General features: G+C 64.5%; 22 protein-coding genes. 15 read left to right on the forward strand and 7 right to left on the reverse strand.

Going from position 1 to position 22,465, the window contains the following annotated elements; genetic code table 11:
- The first annotated feature begins 121 nt into the window (after positions 1-121).
- From ccoN to ccoS, 7 genes are all read left to right on the forward strand, one after another.
- Positions 122-1,780, forward strand: a complete 1,659-nt coding sequence (gene ccoN, locus HV823_RS18090; protein ID WP_176951136.1) for a cytochrome-c oxidase, cbb3-type subunit I — start codon at positions 122-124, stop codon at positions 1,778-1,780.
- A 3-nt stretch (positions 1,781-1,783) separates the two neighbouring features.
- Positions 1,784-2,515 carry a cytochrome-c oxidase, cbb3-type subunit II gene (gene ccoO, locus HV823_RS18095; protein WP_176951137.1) on the forward strand — a complete coding sequence of 244 codons (732 nt, stop codon included), beginning with the start codon at positions 1,784-1,786 and terminating at the stop codon, positions 2,513-2,515.
- A gap of 4 nt (positions 2,516-2,519) precedes the next feature.
- Positions 2,520-2,693, forward strand: a complete 174-nt coding sequence (locus tag HV823_RS18100; RefSeq protein ID WP_176951138.1) for a cbb3-type cytochrome c oxidase subunit 3 — start codon at positions 2,520-2,522, stop codon at positions 2,691-2,693.
- The gene (ccoP, locus tag HV823_RS18105; RefSeq protein WP_176951139.1) at positions 2,684-3,586 is read left to right on the forward strand and encodes a cytochrome-c oxidase, cbb3-type subunit III; all 903 of its coding nucleotides are present in this window, start codon (positions 2,684-2,686) and stop codon (positions 3,584-3,586) included. Before HV823_RS18100 ends, ccoP begins: the two co-directional genes overlap by 10 nt.
- Positions 3,583-3,771 (forward strand): hypothetical protein, encoded by a 189-nt coding sequence (locus HV823_RS18110; RefSeq protein ID WP_176951140.1) that lies wholly within the window; start codon positions 3,583-3,585, stop codon positions 3,769-3,771. The genes ccoP and HV823_RS18110 overlap by 4 nt, the downstream gene beginning before the upstream one ends.
- A 40-nt stretch (positions 3,772-3,811) precedes the next feature.
- Positions 3,812-4,600, forward strand: coding sequence for a DUF2189 domain-containing protein (locus HV823_RS18115; RefSeq protein ID WP_176951141.1), 789 nt, complete (start codon positions 3,812-3,814; stop codon positions 4,598-4,600).
- Positions 4,601-4,696: 96 nt separating this feature from the next.
- Positions 4,697-4,918, forward strand: coding sequence for a cbb3-type cytochrome oxidase assembly protein CcoS (ccoS, locus tag HV823_RS18120; protein WP_176951142.1), 222 nt, complete (start codon positions 4,697-4,699; stop codon positions 4,916-4,918).
- 101 nt (positions 4,919-5,019) lie between these two features.
- On the opposite strand, the gene HV823_RS18125 is transcribed toward ccoS, so the two are convergent.
- The 3 genes from HV823_RS18125 to HV823_RS18135 form a co-directional block, all read right to left on the reverse strand.
- Positions 5,020-5,676, reverse strand: coding sequence for a methionine ABC transporter permease (locus HV823_RS18125; RefSeq protein WP_176951143.1), 657 nt, complete (start codon positions 5,674-5,676; stop codon positions 5,020-5,022).
- Positions 5,657-6,736 (reverse strand): methionine ABC transporter ATP-binding protein, encoded by a 1,080-nt coding sequence (locus HV823_RS18130; RefSeq protein WP_176951144.1) that lies wholly within the window; start codon positions 6,734-6,736, stop codon positions 5,657-5,659. Before HV823_RS18130 ends, HV823_RS18125 begins: the two co-directional genes overlap by 20 nt.
- Positions 6,737-6,830: 94 nt before the next feature.
- Positions 6,831-7,682 carry a MetQ/NlpA family lipoprotein gene (locus HV823_RS18135; protein WP_176951145.1) on the reverse strand — a complete coding sequence of 284 codons (852 nt, stop codon included), beginning with the start codon at positions 7,680-7,682 and terminating at the stop codon, positions 6,831-6,833.
- Between HV823_RS18135 and HV823_RS18140 the strand changes: the two genes are divergently transcribed.
- Together HV823_RS18140 and HV823_RS18145 are read left to right on the forward strand one after the other, a co-directional pair.
- The gene (locus tag HV823_RS18140) at positions 7,681-8,022 is read left to right on the forward strand and encodes a hypothetical protein (protein WP_176951146.1); all 342 of its coding nucleotides are present in this window, start codon (positions 7,681-7,683) and stop codon (positions 8,020-8,022) included. The genes HV823_RS18135 and HV823_RS18140 overlap by 2 nt on opposite strands.
- A gap of 13 nt (positions 8,023-8,035) precedes the next feature.
- A complete protein-coding gene (locus tag HV823_RS18145; RefSeq protein WP_176951147.1) occupies positions 8,036-9,838 on the forward strand; it encodes an ABC transporter ATP-binding protein/permease in 1,803 nt (600 codons plus the stop codon).
- A 53-nt stretch (positions 9,839-9,891) separates the two neighbouring features.
- Here HV823_RS18145 and HV823_RS18150 read toward each other — a convergent pair whose 3' ends face one another.
- Entirely contained in the window at positions 9,892-10,353 is a 462-nt protein-coding gene (locus tag HV823_RS18150; RefSeq protein ID WP_097141084.1) for an Lrp/AsnC family transcriptional regulator, read from the reverse strand.
- Positions 10,354-10,477: 124 nt separating this feature from the next.
- Between HV823_RS18150 and alr the strand changes: the two genes are divergently transcribed.
- Together alr and HV823_RS18160 are read left to right on the forward strand one after the other, a co-directional pair.
- Complete coding sequence (gene alr, locus HV823_RS18155) at positions 10,478-11,596, forward strand: alanine racemase (RefSeq protein WP_176951148.1); 1,119 nt, start codon at positions 10,478-10,480, stop codon at positions 11,594-11,596.
- A gap of 31 nt (positions 11,597-11,627) precedes the next feature.
- The gene (locus tag HV823_RS18160; protein WP_176951149.1) at positions 11,628-12,878 is read left to right on the forward strand and encodes a D-amino acid dehydrogenase; all 1,251 of its coding nucleotides are present in this window, start codon (positions 11,628-11,630) and stop codon (positions 12,876-12,878) included.
- Between the two features lie 204 nt (positions 12,879-13,082).
- On the opposite strand, the gene HV823_RS18165 is transcribed toward HV823_RS18160, so the two are convergent.
- Both HV823_RS18165 and HV823_RS18170 read right to left on the reverse strand, forming a co-directional pair.
- Positions 13,083-16,277 carry an efflux RND transporter permease subunit gene (locus tag HV823_RS18165; RefSeq protein ID WP_176951150.1) on the reverse strand — a complete coding sequence of 1,065 codons (3,195 nt, stop codon included), beginning with the start codon at positions 16,275-16,277 and terminating at the stop codon, positions 13,083-13,085.
- Positions 16,278-16,280: 3 nt separating this feature from the next.
- Positions 16,281-17,402, reverse strand: a complete 1,122-nt coding sequence (locus HV823_RS18170) for an efflux RND transporter periplasmic adaptor subunit (RefSeq protein ID WP_176951151.1) — start codon at positions 17,400-17,402, stop codon at positions 16,281-16,283.
- A 297-nt stretch (positions 17,403-17,699) separates the two neighbouring features.
- On the opposite strand from HV823_RS18170, the gene HV823_RS18175 reads away from it, so the two are divergent.
- The 4 genes from HV823_RS18175 (at position 17,700) to HV823_RS18190 (ending at position 21,230) form a co-directional block, all read left to right on the forward strand.
- On the forward strand, positions 17,700-18,068 hold the full coding sequence (locus HV823_RS18175) for a YbaN family protein (RefSeq protein WP_176951152.1): 369 nt from the start codon (positions 17,700-17,702) through the stop codon (positions 18,066-18,068).
- A 166-nt stretch (positions 18,069-18,234) separates the two neighbouring features.
- Positions 18,235-19,422, forward strand: coding sequence for an L-2-hydroxyglutarate oxidase (lhgO, locus tag HV823_RS18180; RefSeq protein ID WP_176951153.1), 1,188 nt, complete (start codon positions 18,235-18,237; stop codon positions 19,420-19,422).
- A gap of 34 nt (positions 19,423-19,456) precedes the next feature.
- A complete protein-coding gene (locus tag HV823_RS18185) occupies positions 19,457-20,590 on the forward strand; it encodes a calcium:cation antiporter (protein ID WP_176951154.1) in 1,134 nt (377 codons plus the stop codon).
- Positions 20,591-20,636: 46 nt separating this feature from the next.
- On the forward strand, positions 20,637-21,230 hold the full coding sequence (locus HV823_RS18190; RefSeq protein WP_176951155.1) for a DedA family protein: 594 nt from the start codon (positions 20,637-20,639) through the stop codon (positions 21,228-21,230).
- 22 nt (positions 21,231-21,252) lie between these two features.
- Here the strand turns inward: HV823_RS18190 and HV823_RS18195 are convergent, their stop codons facing one another.
- On the reverse strand, positions 21,253-22,359 hold the full coding sequence (locus HV823_RS18195) for a mannitol dehydrogenase family protein (RefSeq protein WP_176951156.1): 1,107 nt from the start codon (positions 22,357-22,359) through the stop codon (positions 21,253-21,255).
- Positions 22,360-22,465 lie beyond the last annotated feature (106 nt).

Consider the following 22,465-nt stretch of genomic DNA (forward strand, 5'->3'; position numbering starts at 1 on the left):
ACATGCAGGGCACGGTCTCCGCTAACCGCATCGCTACAGACTTTGACGTTACAGGACTGCCACGAGAGACAGGTAATGGATGATCCAGGGGACTTGGATCATCCAGCGCGGGGGTGTCGGAATGGTTGCACTACTGACGGCGTTGGAGCGCACCTATGCGGCGATCATCCTTGTCTTCGTCATCTGCGTCGGAGTGGCCATGGCCGTGGCCGGTCGCGGCGATCTGATGGCCGCCCACGGCTGGATCGTCGCCCTCTTCGGCATGGTGGTGATGGCCGTCCTCCTGCGTGGCATCGACGCGCCGGAGCCCTGGGAAGAACGGTTCCGCGAATATTATGACGATCCGACCAAGGTCGGCATCATTCTCGCCCTGATATGGGGCGTCATCGGCATGTTCGTCGGCGTATGGGTCGCAGCCCTCCTGGCCTGGCCCGACCTGACCTTCGACGCGGCCTGGGCGAGCTTCGGCCGCCTGCGGCCCGTCCACACCAGCGGCGTGATCTTCGGCTTCGGTGGCAACGCACTGATCGCCACGTCCTTCCACGTGCTGCAGCGCACCACCCGTGCACGCCTGCCCGACCAGCTGAGCCCGTGGTTCGTGCTGATCGGCTACAATCTCTTCTGCGTGCTGGCCGCCACCGGCTATCTGATGGGCCTCACGCAATCCAAGGAATATGCCGAACCGGAATGGTATGCCGACCTCTGGCTGGTCATCGTCTGGGTCGTCTATTTCCTGATCTACATCCGTACCCTGGCCCGCCGCCGCGAGCCACACATCTACGTCGCCAACTGGTACTACATGGCCTTCATCCTGGTGGTCGCCATCCTGCATATCGTCAACAACCTGGCAGTGCCCGTCTCGATCGGCCACGCCAAGAGCTACTCGCTCTTCTCTGGCGTACAGGACGCGATGACGCAGTGGTGGTACGGCCACAACGCCGTCGCCTTCTTCCTGACCGCCGGCTTCCTTGGCATGCTCTACTACTACCTGCCCAAGCGGGCCGGCCGGCCGATCTATTCCTACCGCATGTCGATAATCAGCTTCTGGGGCATCACCTTCATGTACATGTGGGCGGGATCCCATCACCTGCACTACACCGCCCTGCCCCATTGGGTGCAGACGCTCGGCATGGTGTTCTCGCTGGTGCTGCTGGTCCCCTCCTGGGCCTCGGCCGGCAATGCGCTTCTGACGCTGAACGGTGCCTGGCACAAGGTGCGCGACGATGCGGTGCTGCGCTTCATGATGCTGGCGGCGATCTTCTACGGCATAGCCACCTTCGAGGGCTCGTTCATGGCGATCCGCGCCGTCAACTCGCTCTCGCATTATACAGACTGGACGGTCGGTCACGTCCATGCCGGAGCGCTCGGCTGGGTCGCGATGATCACCTTCGGTTCACTCTATGCTCTCGTTCCCTGGATGTGGAAGCGGCCGGCCCTCTATTCGGCAAGGCTCGTCGAGCTGCACTTCTGGCTCGCGCTTGCCGGCACCGTCGTCTACGTCTTCGCGATGTGGAACTCGGGCATCACCCAGGGCCTGATGTGGCGCACCTATGATCAAAACGGCACGCTCGCCTATTCCTTCATCGACACCCTGGTCGCCATGCATCCCTACTACATCGCCCGCACCGTGGGCGGACTGCTGTTCCTCGCCGGTGCCGTGGTGGCCTTCTACAACATCTGGATGACGATCAGCAGGCCTGCGCCGGTGGACGAGGGAGCGGCCGCCGACCTGCCGGTCGAACCGCCCGCACCGCGGGCCTGGGCGCAGGCCGGGGAATAGGCGATGTTCAACTTCCATTACAGGCTCGAACGCAACGCCATGGGCCTCGTACTCGCCATCGTCGTCGTCGCCAGCATCGGCGGCCTGATCGAGATCGCCCCGCTCTTCACGATCGACGAAACGGTGGAGGATGCCCCGGACATGCGCGTCTACACCCCGCTGGAGCTGGCAGGGCGCAACATCTACATCCGCGAGGGCTGTTATGCCTGCCACTCGCAGATGATCCGCACGCTGCGCGACGAAGTCGAGCGCTACGGTCCCTATTCGCTGGCCGTCGAATCGAAATACGACCACCCGATGCTGTGGGGGTCGAAGCGCACCGGACCGGACATCGCCCGGCTCGGCGGCAAGTATTCGAACGAATGGCACGTCGCCCATCTCTACAATCCGCGCGATCTGGTGCCGGAATCGAAGATGCCGGCCTATCGCTGGCTGATGCGCAACTCGCTCAAGATCGGCGATCTCGGCGAGCATCTGGCTGCTATGCGCGCGGTGGGCGTCCCCTACACGGACGAAATGATCGCCAATGCCACCGCCGACGCCTACGGCCAGGCCAATCCCGACAGTACGCAGGCCGCTGGAGTAACTGCCCGATACGGGGAGGCGACGAATGTCAGCCTGTTCGACGGCAAGCCGGAGACGCTGACGGAGATGGACGCGATCGTCGCCTATCTGCAGATCCTGGGGCGGCTGACCGACGTCGCGCACAAGACCGAACAGGCCAGTGTGGAGTAGCGCCATGAGCTTCGACCACGACACCGTCACCGGTTTCGCCAAGTCCTTCGGACTTTTCTACCTGATCGCCATGTCGATCGGCGTCATCGTCTACGCCTACTGGCCGGCCAACCGGAAGCAGTTCGACCACGCCGCCCATTCCATCATTTCCGACGACGAGGACCGGCCATGTCCGTAGGCGAACGCGATCCCGTCACCGGCCACATGACGACCGGCCACGAATGGAACGGCATCAAGGAACTGCACACGCCGGTGCCGAAGCCCGTCTGGTTCTTCCTGATCGCCTTCACGCTGTTCGGGGTGATCTGGGTATTGCTGATGCCGAGTTTTCCGTACGGCACCGGCTATTTCAAGGGCTGGCTCGGCGTCGACCAGAAACAGACGTTGGCAGAGCGCCTGCAGGAAGGCAGCGCCGATCGCGCCGCCTGGGTCGCGCGGATCGAAAGCGAGGATTTCGCGACGATCCTGAAGGACGCCGACCTCATGCCGATCGTCCGCGAGACCGGCCACACCCTTTTCGGCGATAACTGTGCGGCCTGCCACGGCATCGGCGGCACCGGCAACAGTGGCTATCCCAACCTCGGGGCCGCGCCCATGCTGTGGGGCGACGATCCGCAGACGATAGCCGAGACGATCACTGTCGGGATCAACGGCGACGATCCGCAAACGCGTGTCTCGCAGATGCTGGCATTCGGCCGCGACCAGATGCTGGAGCGCCCGGCGATCCTGCAACTCGTCACCTATGTCCGCTCGCTGTCCGGGCTTGAGGAGAGAACGGCGGAAAACGCCGCCGCCATCGACGCCGGACGCGAGCTCTTCGCCCAGAACTGCGTCTCCTGCCACGGCGAGGACGCCAAGGGCCAGAAGGATGTCGGCGCACCGGACCTGACCGACCATTTCTGGACCTACGGGTCTGGACGCGAGGCGGTCTACCAGTCGATCTACGGTGGCAGGCAGGGCCACATGCCGAGTTGGGGGCTGCGGCTTTCCCCGCTCGATATCAAGATTCTCACCCTTTACATCACCGACCTCAGGGAGCAGCGACGTGCAACCGGCGGCAGCGGAACATGAGCGCGCTTCCCATGCGGGCGCGCACCACAGCGATTGCCGCCGTCTGCGCCGTCGCGGCCCTGCTGGCGCTCGCCAATGCCCATTTCGTCTATGTCGCCGTCGTCTCGCAGCCCGACTGCGTGGCACACCTGAAGGCGGGATCGCAGAAGCCCGGGAGCTACCGCGCCGCCCGCCCGGCCTGCTGAAACATGAACGATGCCAGTGCGGTTGTCGGAGGAATGTCAGATGAGGATGCCTGAAACCGTCCCCCCTCTGCCGAAGGCCGTCGACCGGAACCGCCATCTGCCGGCCCGCCGCGCGCTTTCCTGGCTGGCCGAAGGCTGGCGCGACCTCTGGAACACGCCCCTGCCGAGCCTGATCTACGGCGCCGGCGTCGCAGCCGTCTCGATCATCATCGCCGGCGGCCTTTTTGCCTTCGGCTACGACTATGCGCTGCTGCCCGCCCTTGCCGGCTTTTTCGTCGTCGGCCCCGTCGCAGCCGCCGGCCTCTACGAAAAAAGCCGCCGGATCGAGGAAAACCTGCCGGTCTCGCTTATGGCGATGCTGCGGCCGAAACCCGGCACCGGCCAGCACGTGCTGTTCGTCGGCGCCGTCCTGTGCGGGCTGATGCTGCTCTGGATGCGCGCCGCCGTCATCCTCTATGCGCTCTTCGTCGGCTGGCAACCGTTCCAGGGTCTCGGCCACATCCTGCCTGCCCTGTTCGGCACGCCCGTCGGCTGGGCGCTTCTCGGCCTCGGCACGCTGGTGGGCGCCCTGTTTGCCGCCTTCGCCTTCGCCATCAGCGTTTTTGGCGTGCCGATGGTCGTCGACCGCGACGTGGACGCCTTCACGGCCATGGGCACCAGCATCTCGCTCGCCTGGAACAATCTTCCGGTCATGCTGGCATGGGGCGTCATCGTGATGCTGCTGACGGCCCTGAGCGTGCTGACGGGCATGCTAGGTTTCGTCATCACCTTTCCGCTTCTCGGCCACGCGACCTGGCATGCCTACCAGGCGATCAAGGATCCCGATTGAGGGTACGGCGGATCGTCCCGCCCGGCGACAGGTGCGAGGCTGTTGCCGCGCCGGAAAACGGAGCCCACCGAATACAGGGCATGACAAGAGGCGAAAATGACAGCGTCCTTCTTTTATCTGATCCCCATCTCCCTGCTGCTCGGCACCGGCGGGCTGCTGCTGTTTCTCTGGACGATGCGCAACGGCCAGTACGAGGATCTGGACGGCGCAGCCGAGCGCATCCTCTATGGCGAGGACATCCCCGCCGCTTCCAAAGCAAAACAGGTGGCGGCGGAGCAGGTCGGCATGGCGGACAAAGGGCCGAGCCGGGGCGGCTGACCCTTCTGTTGCCGCCACAGCGTGAGAGAAGGCTTGCCGCTACGCGCCAAGCCGGCTCCGGACGAAGACATCAGGATCAGAAGCCCCATCGAAGCGTTAATTTAGTGCTTGTGGTCCAGTTTCAGGACGAGCCGGTCGCCGGCCCACTGGATGGCGCAGACCAGAACGATCAGCACGGCGACGACCGCGACCATCACAGTCGTTTCGAAGCGCTGGTAGCCGTAGCGGATGGCGAGATCGCCGAGCCCGCCCGCCCCGATCGCACCCGCCATGGCGGAGGCGCCGATGAGCGTGATCAGCGTCACGGTGAAGCCTGCAACGAGGCTCGGCAGGGCTTCGGGCACCAGCACCTCGCGCACGATCGTCCACCGGTTCCCGCCCATCGCACGCACCGCCTCGATCAAGCCGCGATCCACTTCGCGAAGCGAGACCTCCGCCATGCGGGCATAATAGGGCGTCGCCGCGATCGAGAGCGGAACGATCGCCGCCCACATGCCAATCGACGTGCCGACGATGAAGCGGGTGACCGGGATCAGCGCCACCAGCAGGATGATGAAGGGAACCGAGCGGAAACCGTTGACGATCGCGCCGAGAAAGCGGTTGATCCAGAGGTTTTCCGCAATGCCGCCCTTTGCCGTGGCGACGAGCGCCAGGCCGAGCGGCAGGCCCGCCACCAGCGAGATGGCCCCCGATGCGACCGTCATCACGACGGTTTCGAAGAACGAGCGGATGAAGAGCTCAATCATGACCGGGGACATGGCCCAGTACCTCCACTTTGGCGCCCTGGCGCTCGAGATAGGCGACGGCCCGTGCCGGACCGTCCGATGCTGGCGGAATGCCGAGAAAGAAGCGGGCGACGGACTGCTGCTGGATATGCTCGACCCCGCCATGGATCAGGCGGAAGCCGCCGGCGAGCGCGCCAGAAAGTCCGGCCAGCAGGACACCGGCATCGGGGCCGGAGAGATCGACGCCCAGGACCACTTCTCCCACCGGCTCGCTTACAAGCCGCGCTGCCACATGCTGCGGCAGATGCGGGCGGATGCCAGACAGCAGGCTCTGGGTGATCGCCGTGCGCGGATTGGCGAAGACGGACCACACCGGCCCCTCCTCCACGATGCGCCCCGCATCGATCACGGCGACGCGGTCGGCGATGCTGCGGATCACCTCCATCTCGTGGGTAATCAACAGGATCGTCAGGCCCAGCTTGGCGTTGATGTCCTTCAAGAGTTCCAGGATCGCCGCTGTCGTCTCCGGATCAAGCGCCGAGGTCGCCTCGTCCGAGAGCAGCAGCGCCGGCCCGGCGGCAAGTGCCCGCGCAATGCCGACACGCTGCTTCTGACCGCCGGAAAGCGCTGCAGGGTAGCTTTTGGCCTTGCCGGAAAGACCGACGAGATCCAGCAGTTCGGCAGCCCGCGCAAGCCGCTTCTCCATGGCCCAGCCTTCGATCTTGAGAGGCAGGGCTACGTTTTCCTCGACCGTCTTTGCCGACAGCAGATTGAAATGCTGGAAGATCATGCCGATACGCCGGCGCAGCGGCTGAAGCTGCTCCTCGCTCAGGCCGGTGATTTCGCGCCCTTCGATCTTGATCGAACCGCGGTCGGGTCGCTCAAGGCCGTTCAGGCAGCGTATGAGGGTCGACTTACCGGCGCCGCTGCGACCGATCAGACCGAGAATTTCCCCCTTGTGCACGGTCAGCGAAACACCGTCGATGGCCGGCGTGTCGCCGAAATGGCGATGGACGCCGGACAGGCGTACGACGGCTTCGCGCCGGCTCTCGCCCTGCTCTGCTTGGCCGGCCGGCGGGAATTGGGACGTCATGGCAGTTCCTTTCCGCCATATTCAATGGCGCGGCGGCCTGCAGCGCCGAAAGCGCCGCAGGCCGCCTGATGTTCAGGTCCTTGAGGGGAAAAGGTCAATAGGCGACGGTGCCGGTACCCTTGTAGACGCGGTCGAACTCTGCCTTGACCGTATCGTTCTGGTAGGAGGAAACCAGCGTCTTGACCCACGGCTCGGCCAGATCCGCCTCGCGAACGGCGATGAAGTTGCGGTAGGGATTGTCGGCGATCTTCTCCTGGGCGATGCGGTCTTCGATTGCCAGTCCGCTCTTCAGCGCCCAGTCCGTGTTGACGACGGCCGCGTCCAGATCCTCGACGGAGCGGCCGACGATGCCGGCATCGAGCTCCTTGAGCACCACGTTCTTCGGATTCTCGGCAACATCGACGATGGTAGCCAGAATGCCTGCGCCGTCCCTGAGCTTGATGACGCCCTCATCCTGCAGGACGAGAAGGGCGCGGCCTTCGTTGGAAGGATCGTTCGGCACGCCGATCACGGCCCCTTCGGGAAGTTCGGCAATGCTCTTGAATTTCTTCGAATAGACGCCAATCGGCCAGACGGCGGTGTATCCTGCCACCTTGATCTTGTAGCCATGCGCCTGAATCTGGTTTTCGAGATACGGGCCGTGCTGGAAGGCGTTGGCGTCGATCTCGCCGCGCTCCAGCGCTTCGTTCGGCTGGGTGTAGTCGTTGAAGGTGACGACCTCGACCGTCAGCCCCTTCTTCTCCGCTTCCGCAGCGACGACGCGCCAGATGTCCTCGTCCTCACCGCTCATGATGCCGACCTTGACGTTCGCCTTGTCTTCGGCAGCGGCAGGATGCGGCATCAACGCGCCGGCAAAGGCTGCGACCGAAGCCGCCAGCACGAGGGAAAGGCCGAAGCGGCGGGTGAACCGGGCGCGCTCGACAAGCTGCGAAACGGATTTGCTCATGGATGTACCTGCTTTCGATGTTCGGGCGGCGCTTGGGAGGATCGCCGCCAATTTCACCCATTTAATTGCAAATGCCCAACAACAAGGCAAAGAACGGTCATTTATTAGGCGGAGCCACGAGCGAAAAATCCATCCCGTACAGGGCGGCTTTGCGCAATTTTCCACCAAATCACTGGATTTCATCATGCGTGCAGCGAATATTCCGGATCGAGCGGGCGCTCACGCCGCATTTTCGCCCATGACAGAGCGTGTCTCGTGGCGACCTTGCCGTTTTTTCCCGTCGGTGCTCCAGTATCCGCATTGCCGGCCCGGGAAATGCGGGAAGGTGATTCCCGCATAGGAAGGAGCCAGCCATGGCCAACGTTTCCGCCCAGAACGGCACCAACGGCCTGCCTGCGGCAGGTGTGAAGAGCGAAGGTCTCTGGTCGCAATTGATGACGATGCGGCGAATCTACACGCGTTCCCCGGTCTTTCGCACGCTCCTCCTCATTTCCGCCGGCAGCTTTCTGGTCGTCGTGGCCACAGCACTCGGCCAGATCGTGCTCAACCGTTGGAACCAGCCCTTCTACGACGCGATCGAACGGCGCAATGTCGATGCCTTTTTCTACCAGTTGAAGATCTTCGCGGCGATCGCCGGCGGCATGCTGGTTTTCAACATCCTGCAGCAATGGCTGAACCAGCGTTTCCGGCTGAAACTGCGCGAAGGCCTGACCCGCGACCTGATCTGCGAATGGATGCGTCCGCGCCGGGCGTTCCGCCTTGCAAACGCCGGTGCGATCGGCGTCAATCCGGATCAGCGCATGCAGGAAGACGCCGGACATCTCGCCGATCTGACGACCGACCTGGCCTTCGGCCTGCTGCAGTCCTCCATCCTGCTCGTCTCCTTCGTCGGCGTGCTGTGGTCGCTCTCCGAAGGCTTCATGTTCGAGATCGGCGGGCGGACGATCGACATCCCCGGCTACATGGTCTGGGCGGCGATCATCTATGCCGGCTCGGCCTCCCTGCTCAGCTGGCGTGTCGGCCGGCCGCTCATCGAGCTGAACGGAGAGCGCTACAATCGAGAAGCAGCGCTGCGCTTCACCATGATGCGCGTCAACGAACATATCGATTCGATCGCGCTGGCCGGCGGCGAGACGGGTGAGCGGCAGAAGCTCGACAACGACCTCGGTTCGGTTCTGACCGCGCTCCGCAACATCTTCCGCGCCCAGATCAACCTTGCCTGGGTCGTCGACGGCTATGGCTGGGTTACGGTGGTGGCACCGATCCTCGTGGCCGCCCCCGTCTATTTTTCCGGGCACATAAGCTTCGGCGGCCTGATGATGGCGGTCGGCGCCTTCAACCAAGTGCACAGCTCGCTGCGCTGGTTCGTCGCCAACATCGGCGCGATCACCGACTGGCGCGCGACGCTTCACCGCATCACTTCCTTCCGCAGCGCGCTTATCGCCACCGATGCGCTCAACGACGCGGAAGGCCACATCGAGTTCGTGCTGAACGACTCCAACCGACTGACGCTCGACCGGCTGGACGTCGCCTCACCCAGCGGCCGCACCCACTTCGACGAGCCGCACATCGAGATCGGCGCCGGTGAGCGCGTCGTCATCACCGGTGAGCCGCGCACTGGCAAGACGCTGCTGTTCCGTGCCCTGGCGGGACTTTGGCCACTCGGCAGCGGTCGCGTCGGCCTTCCCAAGGGCGAGGCGATCACCTTCCTGCCGCGAACGCCCTACATGCCGCCCGGCCGCCTGCGCGACGTGCTGTCCTATCCTCAGACCGATACCTTCACGGACACCCAGCTGATCGAAGCGCTGGCCCGGGTCGGTTTGCAGCGCATGGCGCCCCTGCTCGATACCGAGGCGCGTTGGGACCGCGAACTCAGCGACGACGACGAACGGCTGCTGGCCTTCGCACGAGCGCTCCTGCACAAGCCGCACTGGCTCGTGCTGGACGAGGTGCTGGAGACCATGGACCCGACAACGCTGCGCCGCGTCCTGTCGATCCTTGAGACCGAACTGCAAGGCTCCACCGTCGTCAGCCTGGGACGTGTGCTGCCGGACAAGGCGCTGTTCACCCGGGAAATCCGTCTCGTGCGCGAGGCCAAGCCCCAGTCCCGCCAGCCCGCCAGGCCGGACCGGAGCCTGGAGGGCGCGCAGGCGTAGTTGCGCCGGCTGTCAGGCGCGCAGGCGTCCGCTCCGTCTCCCGTTGTGCGACGTCAGCGCTGTACACCTCTCGCCGCCAGCACGTTGCGGATGGAAAAGCTCGAATGGATACGCAGGACGCCCGGCAGCTTGGCGAGGATTTCCTTGTGGATGCGTTCGAACTCGCCGGCGCTTTGCACCTCGACCCGCAGCAGGTAGTCGGACCCGCCGGTCATCAGGTAGCACTCCTGGATTTCCGGGTGGCGCCGGACGGCGTTTTCGAAGCGATTGAGATGCTCCTCCGTCTGTCGCTCCAGCGTGATGTTGATGATTACGGCGATCGGACTGTCACCTTCCGAGCTGCCGATCAGCGCCGTATAGCCGCGAATGACACCGGTCTGCTCCAGCAGGCTGATGCGCCTGAGGCATGCCGAAGGCGACAGCCCGACCTCCTCGGAGAGCTTGGCATTGGTGATGCGCGCGTTCAGCCGCAGCAGGCGGATGATGTTGCGGTCGATGGCATCCAGGCCCTTCATGCAGAATCTTTCGTTTTGCCGCAGAAAATTTCGTCTTTTTCTCATCATTCGAATATCAAAGCACGAATTCGAAGAAAAGCGCTCGATTCTTTCAATAGCCTGATCCCGTATCGAGGGATGGGCCATGAACACGCATACATACGAGATTTCCAGCCGTGACGGCGCGTCAGGATACCTGACGATCGACCTGCGCGCGCTTGAGCATAACTACCACCTGCTGCTGCAGCGCACAGCCCCCGTCCCCGTGGCAGCCGTGGTCAAGGCCGATGCATACGGGCTCGACGCCAGCCGCGTTGCCCCTGTCCTTTACGATGCCGGTTGCCGCGATTTCTTCGTCGCCCATTTCGGCGAGGCTGTCCGCCTGAAGACGTTCGTCGAGCCGGATGCGCGGATATTCGTGCTGAACGGCCTGCAGCCCGGCGCCGAGCGCCGATGCGCCGATCTCGGCATCATTCCGGTGCTCAATTCGCTCGATCAGGTTGAGAACTGGTCGCGGACGGCGGTCTCGCGCGGCGACGCCCTGCCCGCCATCCTGCAGATTGACAGCGGCATGTCGAGGCTCGGCCTGCCGCCAGAAGAGATGGCGGCCCTTGCTGACGACTCCGCCCTGCTGAAGGGCGTGGATCTTCTCTATCTCATGAGCCATCTCGCAAGCGCCGACGAGAACACCAGCAAGCAGAACGGCGAGCAGCTCGAAGCCCTGCGCGGCGCGTCCGGGCTCTTCCCGAAACTTCCGCTCTGCTTTGCAAACTCCGGCGGCATCTTCCTGGGGAGTGATTTTCACGGCGCCCTTGCCCGCCCCGGCATCGCGCTCTTCGGCGGGGTGCCGTCGGACGTGCCCGGCATTGCGGTGAAGCCGGTCGTAAGGCTCGACGTCCGGGTGGTGCAGACGCGCACCGTGCCGGCGGGCAGTCGCGTCGGTTACGGCGGCGCGCATCAGACGACGAAGGAAACGCGGCTGGCGACGATCGCCGCCGGTTACGCCGATGGCCTGCCGCGTAGCCTGAGCGACCGCGGTGCGGCCTATCACGACGGCGTGCGCCTGCCGATCGTCGGGCGCGTCTCCATGGACAGCATGACCATCGATATCAGCGCCCTGCCGCCGGGCACCCTGAAGCTCGGCAGCCTGGTGGAGATGATCGGCCCGCAGCAGCCGCTGGAGGCGATCGCAGCCGACGCCGGCACCATTTCCTATGAAATCCTGACGTCTCTCGGCAACCGCTACCACCGCGAGTACCGCTGAACGTCAAGACAAGAGCAATCGAGGGGCAGTCATGAAAATCACCATTCTGGGCGCCGGCGTCGTCGGCGTGACGTCCGCCTATTATCTCGCCAAGCAGGGCCACGAGGTCACGGTGCTCGACCGGCAGCCCGGCCCGGCGCTGGAGACCAGCTTCGCCAACGCCGGCGAGATTTCGCCCGGATACGCCTCACCCTGGGCAGCACCCGGCATACCGCAGAAGGCGGTCAAGTGGCTTTTCATGAAGCATGCGCCGCTGATCATCCGGCCGATGGCAGACGCCGCCACCTGGCGCTGGATGATGGCAATGCTCGCCAATTGCACGAGCGCCCGCTACGCCACCAACAAGGGCCGCATGGTGCGCCTGGCCGAATACAGCCGAGACTGCCTGATCGCGCTGCGCGAGGTAACCGGCATTTCCTACGACCATCGCACGCAGGGCACGCTCCAGCTCTTCCGCACGCAGAAGCAGCTCGACGGAATCGGCAAGGATGTGGAGGTGCTGCGCGCCGACGGCGTCCCCTTCGAGGTGCTCGATCCCGCTGGCTGCATTGCCGCCGAACCGGCACTGGCGCGCGTGCGGGAAAAGATTGTCGGCGGCCTGCGCCTGCCCAACGACGAGACCGGTGACTGCTTCAAGTTCACCAACATCCTGCAGAGCCATGCCGAGGCGCTTGGCGTGCGCTTCCGGTTCGGCGTCGACATCCGCGGCCTGAAGCACCTCGGGGACCGTGTCACGGGCGTGATGACCTCCGATGCCTTCATTGAATCGGACATGTTCGTCGCAGCACTGGGCAGCTACACGCCGGTCCTGTTGAAGCCGCTCAGCCTGGTCGCGCCGATCTATCCGGTGAAGGGGTATTCGATTACCGTGCCGATCGTCGACGAAAGCCGCGCGCCCGTCTCCACCATCATGGACGAGACCTACAAGATCGCCATCACACGGCTCGGTGACCGCATCCGCGTCGGCGGAATGGCGGAAATCGCAGGCTTCAACAACGATTTGCCGCCGGCGCGCCGCTCCACGCTCGAGCATTCCGTCGAGGATCTGTTCGGCGGCGCGGGCGACCAGTCGAAGGCGACCTTCTGGTCGGGCCTGCGGCCGATGACCCCGGACGGAACGCCGATCATCGGGGCGACGAAGTTCAAAAACCTCTACATCAATTCCGGCCACGGCACGCTCGGCTGGACCATGGCGTGCGGCTCGGGGCGCGTGCTGGCCGATCTCGTCAGCGGAAGGGCACCCGAGATTGAAACCGCCGACCTCGGCCTCGGCCGCTACTGAGGCAATTCGGGTAGAAGTACGAAGCGGTTCTGCGTCCGGAATTGCGAGAAACAATGGGATAGATCGCTCCCGGTGGTGACTGTCACCCCACGGCCCCAACGGAAATGCTCCAGTCCGTGTCGTCCGGGCAGAGCGACATCGCATCGGCCGATCCGCAGCCTTCGTAGGATCGGTCGTATCCCCCCGCGTGCCATCGCCGCAGTTCTACTGTGCTGCCTTGTCATGGCCCGCAGGCGTGGTCGGTTGGCTGGCTGCTTCCGGCGCAGGGGCAGCCCCGCCGATGCCGGCAAGGCGATGCGCCCGTTCGCGCAGCCACTGGAACGTCACGTACAGCGCCGGGATCAGGAAGATGCCGACGAGCGAGGCGGCCAGCATGCCGCCGGCGACGCCGGTACCCACAGCACGGCGGCTGAGCATGCCCGCCCCCTGCGCCGTGACCAGCGGAACCAGACCGACGATGAAGGCGAAGCTCGTCATCATGACGGCGCGGAAGCGGGTGCGCGCGCCGTCGATTGCCGCATCGACGATGCTCTCCCCCTTCTCGCGCCGGAATTTCGCGAATTCCACGATCAGGATCGCGTTCTTCGAGGCGAGCGCGATCAGCACCACAAGGCCGATCTGCGCGTAGATGTCGAAGGATAGGCCGGCGACCAGGATGGAAACCAGCGCTCCGACCACACCGACGATGACCGAAAGCAGGACGGGGACCGGGATCATCCAGCTCTCGTAAAGGGCTACGAGGAACAGATAGGCGAACAGCACGGCGAGCGCGAGGATCGTCGTGGTCTTGCCGGCCGCCTCCAGTTCCTGCAGCGCCGTGCCCGTCCATTCATAGCTGTAGCCCGGCGGCAGTGTCGCGGCCGACACGGCCTCCATCGCCTGCAGCGCCTGGCCGGAGGAAACGCCCGGCGCGGGCTGCCCGTTCAGCGTTATCGAACGATAGTTGTTGTAGCGCACGATGGATTGCGGCCCGACGATGTAGCGAACGCTTGCAACGGATGCCACCGGCACCATCTGGCCCTGCGCGTTGCGCACGTGCAGCCGCGAAATGTCGGCGACCGAGCGCCGGTCGGCCTCTGCTGCCTGCATCGTCACGCGCCAGCTTCGGCCATAGAGGTTGAAGTCGTTGATATAGAAGGAGCCGAGCGTGCCCTGGAGGGTGGCGAACAGGTCGCTGACCGAGACGCCGAGCGCCTGCAGCCGGTCGCGGTCGAGATCCAGATAGAGCTGCGGCGAGCTTGCCGAATAGGTGGTGAAGGTCGGGCCGAGCAGCGGGTTCTGGTTGGCGGCGATGATAAGGCCGCGCGCCGTCTCGGCAAGCTCCGCCGGCGACCGCCCCTGCAGGTCGAGCAGCTGGTACTCGAAGCCAGAGCCGGTTCCAAGCCCCATGATCGGCGGCAGGTTGAAGGCGAAGACCTGCGCCTCGCGGATCGCCGATCCCTTCGCCATCGCGGTCGCGACGGCCGCGTCGACGGAGGCCGCAGCGGTCGTCCGGTCGGCGAAGGGCTTCATCGTCACCACCGCAAAGCCGCTGCTCGACTTCGCAAGTCCGTCGAGGAAGCTGTAGCCGCTGACGGTAATGACGTTGGCGACACCCTCGATCTCGCCGAGCATGGTCTCGACCCGCTTCACGACCGCATCCGTCCGGTTGAACGACGCGCCTTCGGGCAGGCGGATCTCGGTGAAGAACGCCCCCTGGTCTTCCGCCGGCAGGAAGCCGGTCGGCACGATGCGGAACAGCCAGCCGGCAGCGCCTGCGGCGACCGCCAGCAGCACCAGCCCGATCACGGCCCGCCGCGCGATATGGCCGGCGACGAAGGCATAGCCGTCGCGTCCCCTGTCGATGCCGCGCGAAATATAGCCGAGGATGCCCCGCTTCGGCCCGTGATGCGGCTTCAGCAGGATCGCGCAGAGCGCCGGGCTGAGCGTCAGCGCATTGATGGCCGACAGCACCATGGAGACGGATACGGCGACGGCGAATTGCTGGAACAGCTGCCCGCTCAGTCCCGGGATGAAGGCGACGGGGACAAACACCGACAGCAGCACGAGCGTGATGGCGACGATCGCGCCGGTGATTTCCCCCATCGCCAGCCGCGCGGCCTCGGCCGCCTGCATGCCGGGGTTCTCCTCCATCACCCGCTCGACGTTCTCGACCACCACGATCGCGTCATCCACGACGATGCCGATCGCCAGCACGAGCGCCAGCAGCGAGACGGTGTTGAGCGAAAACCCGAGCGCAAGGATGATTGCGAAGGTGCCGATCAGCGCGACGGGAACAGCGATCAGCGGGATGAGTGCCGCCCGCCAGTTTCCAAGAAACAGGAACACGACGATGATGACGAGCACGAAGGCCTCGATCAGCGTGTGCTCGACATTCTCGACGCTTGCCTCGACGAATTGGGCCGTGTCGTAGGAGACCTGGTATTTCAGCCCGTCGGGAAACCCTTTGGAGAGCCGCTCCATCGCCTCGTTGACGCCGCGCGCAGCGGCCAGCGCATTGGCGCCCGGCGCCTGGTAGGTGCCGATCATGGCGACCGGCCGGCCGTTGAAGCGCGCGGTCGAATCGGAGCTGGCTGCCCCGAGCTCCACCCGGGCCACGTCACGGACGCGCACGAAGGAACCATCCGGCTCGGCGCGGAGCACGATGTCTTCGAACTGCGAGGGGTCGCTCAGGCGCCCCTGCGTCTGCAGATTCAGCTGGAACAGGGGATCGTCCGTCATCGGCTGCGCGCCGATGCGCCCGATCGCAGCCTGTACGTTCTGCGCACGCAGCGCGTTGACCACGTCCGTGGGCGTAAGCTCAAGGCTCGTCAGGCGGTCGACGTTCAGCACGATCCGCATGGAATAGTCCTGCGCGCCGAACAGCGACGCGTCGCCCACGCCAGGCACGCGCTTGATCGTATCGAGCAGATTGATGGTGGCGTAGTTCGACAAAAACAGATTGTCGAAGTCCTTGCCTTCCTCGCCGTAGATGGTGATCACCTGCATCAGCGCGGACGACTTCTTGCGCACGCTGACGCCGGATTGCTTGACCTCCGAGGGCAGTCCCGCCTCGGCGAGCGACACGCGGTTCTGCACGTTCACGGTGGCGATGTCGGGGTCCGTGCCGACGGCGAAGGTGACGGTCAGATTGTAGGAACCGTCCGCGCCGCTGGTGGACTTCATGTAGAGCATGTTGTCGACGCCGACGACCTTGCTTTCGATCGGCTGGGCGACGGTCGCCTCAACGACGTCGGCGCCGGCACCGGAATAGCTGGCGCTGACGCTGACCTGCGGCGGAACGATATCCGGAAACTGCGCAACGGGGAGCTGTGTCATCGCGATCAGCCCTGCCAGCGTCAGGACGATGGAAATGACGGCGGCAAAACGCGGGCGATCGATGAAGATTTCCGAAATCATCGATCAGCCACCTGCTGCAGGGGCGACGGCAGCGTCGACGACGATGCCCGGCCGCACCTTGCCGATGCCATCGGTGATGACCGTTTCCCCGTCCTTCAGCCCGGAGGCGACAACGGAAAAGCCACGCGAGGACCGGGAAATGTCGACCCGGCGAAGCTCCACCTTGGAATCGGCCCCGACGACCATGACGAAGGCGCCCTGCTGATCGCGCTGCACGGCCTCCTGCGGAATGGCGAGTACGTCCTGCTTGTTGGACTGCTCCAGCTCGACGCGCACGAGCGATCCGTCGAGCAGCAGCCCGTCGGGATTGGGGAATTGCGCACGGATCGTAACGGTATCCGTGCCCTGCGTGACATTGCTGGAGACGAAATTGATGGTGCCCTTGGACGGATATTCCACGCCGTTCGGCAGGATGATGCGGACATTGGCGCCCGGCGAGATCTGGCCACTGCGCACTTGCTCCTGATAGGTCAGGTACATGGCGGTTGCGACCGAGAATTCGGCATAGATGGGATCAAGGCGCGTCAGCGTCGTCAGTGCGCCGCTGTCCGGCCCGACGAGCGCGCCAACGTCGACGGCGGTCAAGCCCACGATGCCGTCGAACGGTGCGGTGATCTTCGTGTAGGACAGATTCAGCTCGGCCTGTGCCTTGCTGCCGTTCAACCGGACGAGATCCGCCTCGGACTTCTTCACCTGTGCGTTGGCGATGTCGACCTGGGACTGTGGCACCGTGTTGCTGGCAAGCAGCCGGTTGGATCGGTCGCGCTCGATGATTGCCAGATCGCGCTGCGCTTCCGCAGACTGTATCGAGCCGACGATCTCCTGCAGGGCGGCCTGATAGGCCCCGTCCTCGACGCTGTAGAGCAGCGTGCCGGCCTTCACCTTCTGCCCTTCCTTGAAATCCACCGATTCCAGGAAGCCGGAAACGCGGGCGCGGATATCGACCCGCTGAATGGCCACCAGACGCCCGGTCAGGTCAACGCTTTCGCGCAGGTCCATGATCTTGGCGGGGACGACCACGACGGCAGGCGGCGGCGCCTGCTGCGCCCTTGCTGCCCCTGCGGGCAGAAGCCCGGCTAAAGCGCAGGATGTTATGACTGCGACCAGAAGACCCGTAATCCGCATGCAATGTCCCCGCACAGACAGAAAGGTTCCTTTTAGGCACCGCGGAAAAGAGTAGTCGTGAACATATCGATTGGGAAGACGAATTGCTCGGCCGCCGCGCGCAAAATCTCAACGGTTCTACACCCGGCTGAAAAGCCGCCGGTCATGGTTAACCCACGCTGAACAGATCCCTGCGCCGGCGGTGGCCATATAGGAGCGATGCAACCGAAGATGCGACCGGCCATGAGACGGCTGTCTGCCTCGGCGCCGCCATGCTATCAACGGCCTGCCCCCATGCACCCACCTTGCCGGAAGCCGATGAAACTGCCGCTACGTATACTCTGTCTTTGCCTGGGCTGGCTTATGGTCGCGCTGGGCGTGGTCGGCATCTTCCTGCCGCTGCTGCCCACGACGCCGTTTCTGCTTCTGGCGGCCGCGCTTTTCGCGCGTTCCTCGCCGCGTTTCGAGACATGGCTGGTAAACCATCCGCAACTGGGCCCGCCGCTTCGCCGCTGGCGCGAGAAGGGCGCCATCGCGCCGCGCGCGAAAGCCACAGCGCTTGCGATGATCGCCGCGAGCTATGCAACTTTCCTGCTTTTGAGCGGCGCGAGCACCCAGACTGCCGCCATGGTTGCCCTCGCCATGGCCGGCCCGGCGCTCTTCATCCTGACCCGGCCGGGCGGCTGAACGTCCGGTGGGCCGCGCCTACCTCACGCTTGGTAGGGGCGTACCGCTGCTCATCCGAAGGTCTCCGGCTTCTTTGCCGGCTCCCCCCTCCCGCAAACCCATGTTTCGGCTATCTTGGTTGCGCATGCGCCAGGCTGCGATTCCGTCCTGGGAGAAGAGTTCGAAAATGCTCTACGACTATTGCGTCATCGGCGGAGGGATCGTCGGGCTTGCCACGGCGATGCAGCTTCTGGAGGCCCGGCCCGGCGCGAGCCTCGTCCTCATCGAAAAGGAAGACGCGCTCGGCCTGCACCAGACCGGGCACAACAGCGGCGTCATCCACGCCGGTATCTACTATCCGCCCGGCAGCCTGAAAGCGGAACTCTGCCGCAAGGGTGCGCAGGCCACAAAGGACTTCTGCGCCGAGCACGACATTGCCTTCGAGGTCTGCGGCAAGCTTCTGGTCGCGACCAACCCGCTGGAGGCGAAGCGCATGGAGGCTCTTCTGGAGCGCTCGCAAAGCAACGCCATCGAGGTTCACCGGATCAGCGAGGGCGAACTGCGCGAGCGCGAGCCGAACATCGCCGGCCTCGGCGCCCTGTTCGTGCCGTCCACCGGCATCGTAAGCTACGCCGAAGTCTGCCGGGCGATGGGCCGGATCATCGCGGCCCGGGGCGGCGAGATCCGGCTCGGCACCCGCGTCAGTGCAATAAGGGAAACGGCAGATACCGTGTCGATCTCATCCGACGGAGAAAGCTGGCAGGCACGCAAGCTTGTGGCCTGCGCGGGGCTGCAGTCGGACCGGCTCGCCCGCCTCGCGGGGCTGCCGATCGACCACCGCATCGTTCCCTTCCGCGGCGAATATTACCGCCTGCCCGACGAAAAGAGCGGCATCGTTCGCCACCTGATCTATCCGATCCCAGACCCGGACCTCCCCTTTCTCGGCATCCACCTGACGCGCATGATCGACGGCAGCGTCACCGTCGGCCCGAATGCCGTCCTGGGCTTTGCGCGCGAAGGCTACGGCCACCTTTCCCTCTCCCCCGGCGACGTTGTCGACTACGCCCTCTTCCCGGGATTCTGGAAAACCTTGCTCGGCAACAGGAAATCGGCCCTCGTCGAGATGCGCAACTCGCTGTGGAAGCGCGGCTATCTGGAGGAATGCCGGAAATACTGCCCCGGCCTGGAACTTGCGGACCTGCTGCCACACCGGGCCGGCATCCGCGCCCAGGCCGTCAGGCGCGACGGCACGCTCGTGCACGACTTCCTTTTTGCCGCCACCGACCGCATGCTGCACGTCTGCAACGCGCCGTCGCCGGCGGCCACTTCCGCCATTCCGATCGCAGACATGATTGTGGAACGGGTTTTGCTATAAGCCCTCGTAGCTGAATTTGGCCGGATAGACCTTGATGCAACACGATGCCACGCCGCAGAAATCGACGCTGGCGCGCCTTGCCCGCGAGGAACGCCTCTTGCCGGTCAGCCTGTTCGCTGCCGCAGCCTTCTATGCCTATGGCGACACGTTTTCGGCCTGGCTTTCCCATCCCGTGGGTCTCGCACTCGTTTTCGCCGCCCTCTTCGCAGTCATCCTCGGAGCGGTCCTATCCGTCGTCAGGCATGCGGACGAACTGGCCGATCGCCTGGGAGAACCCTTCGGCACGCTGATCCTGACGCTGACGATAACCACGATCGAGGTGGTGGCGATCTCGTCCGTGATGTTCCACGGCGACAACAACCCGACGCTGGTCCGAGACACGCTGTTCGCCGTCATCATGATCATCCTGAACGGCATGGTCGGGCTGTCGCTCCTGCTTGGCGCCTGGCGGCGGCCCGAACAACGCCACAACCTGCAGGGCGCCAACGCCTATCTCGGGCTCATCGTCCCGCTGGCGACGCTCAGCCTCGTCCTGCCGGAGTTCCAGCCCGCCGCTTACGGCCCTGCGATTTCGTCGCTGCACCAGACAGTGCTCGTGTTCATGTCGCTGGTGCTCTACGGTACGTTCCTGTTGCTGCAGACGGGACGGCACAGGGTCTATTTCACGCAGCGCCACGGTAGCGAGGACCACGGCCCGCAGCACGCCCCCTCCGGACACCCCGTAGCTGTCCACGTAATACTGCTGTTTGCCTACATGGCGCCGGTCGTCTACCTGGTCGAGCATCTGGCAAGCCCCATCGACTATCTTATCGAGACGATACGTGCGCCAGCAGCGCTTGGCGGCGTGATCATGGCCGTCCTGGTCGCAACGCCGGAAGCCATCAGTGCTGTGCGCGCCGCCATCGCCGACCGGCTGCAGCGGGCGGTCAATATTTTTCTCGGTTCGGTGCTGTCCACCATTGGCCTGACGGTTCCCGTGATGCTGGCGATCAGCCACCTCACCGGCCACACGATCACCCTGGGCCTCGGCCGCTCGGAAATGGTCATGCTGATCCTGACGCTCGCCGTCAGCATGATCACGTTTGCCAGCGGGCGCACGAACCTGATGCAGGGTTCCGTGCATCTCACCCTGTTCATCACCTATCTCCTGCTGATCCTGGAAGGATAGCGCCGCTGTCACCCCGGACACTCAACGCGCGGAAAGGCTCCTGCATTTGTCACTGGAACTGCTGATCGAAAAATATGGAACGCTTGCCGTCTTCCTTGGCGCAGGCGTGGAAGGCGAGACTGCGGTAGTCATCGGCGGCGTGCTGGCTCACCGCGGCTACCTGTCGTTCTGGCAGGTGGCGGTCGCGGCGGCGATCGGGTCGTTCATCGCCGACCAGCTGTTCTTTCTGACCGGCCGCTATGCCCGCACCAGCGCCATGGTCCGGCGCATCCTCGCAAAGCCTGCGATCGCGTCGGTACAGCGGCTGTTGGAACGCCATCCGAACGGATTCGTCTTCTCGTTCCGCTTCATCTACGGCCTTCGCACGATCAGCCCGATCGCGATCGGCACCACGAAAATCCCGACCGCCCGGTTCGTGGCGCTGAACGCACTTGCCGCATGCCTCTGGGGACCGCTGTTCGCCGGGGTCGGCTACGTGTTCGGCCAGGGGGCCGAACATCTTCTCGGACGGTTGCCGCTGCCCCACCATCTTGTTGTGGCGGTCGCGGTTCCATGCGGCCTTCTGCTCGCACTGGCATTCGTCTTCCGCAAGCGGCTTGTGCAGATTTTCCGGTCGGCACCGCGCGAGAGCAGCAAATAGGACGGCACCGACACCGGAAGGCTCAGACCGCCTGGCTGCGATCCACTATTGCCGACAGCCTCGGCATGCCGGCACCATAGCCGGCGTCCCTCGCAAGCTTGATAAATGCTTCGATCCGCCGCTCGACCTTCTGGCGATGGTTCTGGGCGATGTCCGAAAGCTTGTGGTCGAGGAAGGGATTGGCGAAGCGCTCCATCGTCGTCGCCAGATAGGCCTTCGCTTCGTCCTTGCGGCCAAGTGCGGCAAAGGCCGGCAGGACTTCGTGTTCGAAGATCGCGGCAAGCTCCGTTTCCACGTCGGGAACCGCGATGAACGCGCGCACGACGGCATCGGCCGGGGCGCCCTGCCGCTGCCACATGTCGACGAGCGCTGTGTGGCCGAGGTTGAGGATGTGCAGCTTCAGCGTCTCGATTTCCTTCAGATCATCGACAAGCTGGATCGAAGGATGCTGCGTCGGCGCAACGAGCCCGGGCGTGCGTTCGATCGCCCAGAGCGCATAGGGCTCCGCCACAGCCCCCGCCGGCTCGATCGGTGCCGAAACGATCCGGTCGACAAGGCTGGACGCCCAGACGGTCTCCTCCCCGATGTAGCGGATGAGGTCGGCAGGCGCACCGTTGTTCCGTGCGAGCGCGCCGACGAGACCGCGCAGCACCTTGCCGTTGTCGGCGATCAACTCCATCGGCAGGATGGTCAGCGGCGCAGCACCGGCGGCATGCCGCGCGGCAAGGAGATGGTAGAGTTTTGCCGGAAAGCTCATTGCCGGCGAGAAGTCGGGCTCACGATCTTCCGGCCTGCCCTCGTAGCCGGAATCGCCGGTATTGGAGAGGACGTATTCGGCCTCCTCCACGAAGACCCGGTGAACCTCGTCATATTGGCCAGCCATCGACAGGCAGCGCTTGACGGAGGTGACCTGCCGCGTCTCGTCGATCACCTTGCCGTCCTGCCGGCCGCGCACCCGCACCGGATAGCCTTCCGGCGCTGCAAGTGCCGCAAGCCGCCCTGCCCTCGCCGGATCGCCCGAGGTCTGCACGACCGTGACCGCCATGGCCGGCGTCCCCTCGGAAAGAAACAGGTCGGCATGGGCCTGCAGGAAGCGGCTGGTGCCGAACTGGATGACGGGAGTTTTCATGAGCTGCCTGTCTCTCTCAAGAGCTTTTCCAGCCGAAGCGGCATCGCTTCGGCGTCCGATAATGCGGTCATAACAAGCTCCTGGAGCAATCCCGGTGAACCGGGTT

The sequence above is a fragment of the Mycoplana rhizolycopersici genome (assembly GCF_013378445.1).
Taxonomy (GTDB): Bacteria; Pseudomonadota; Alphaproteobacteria; order Rhizobiales; family Rhizobiaceae; genus Mycoplana; species Mycoplana rhizolycopersici.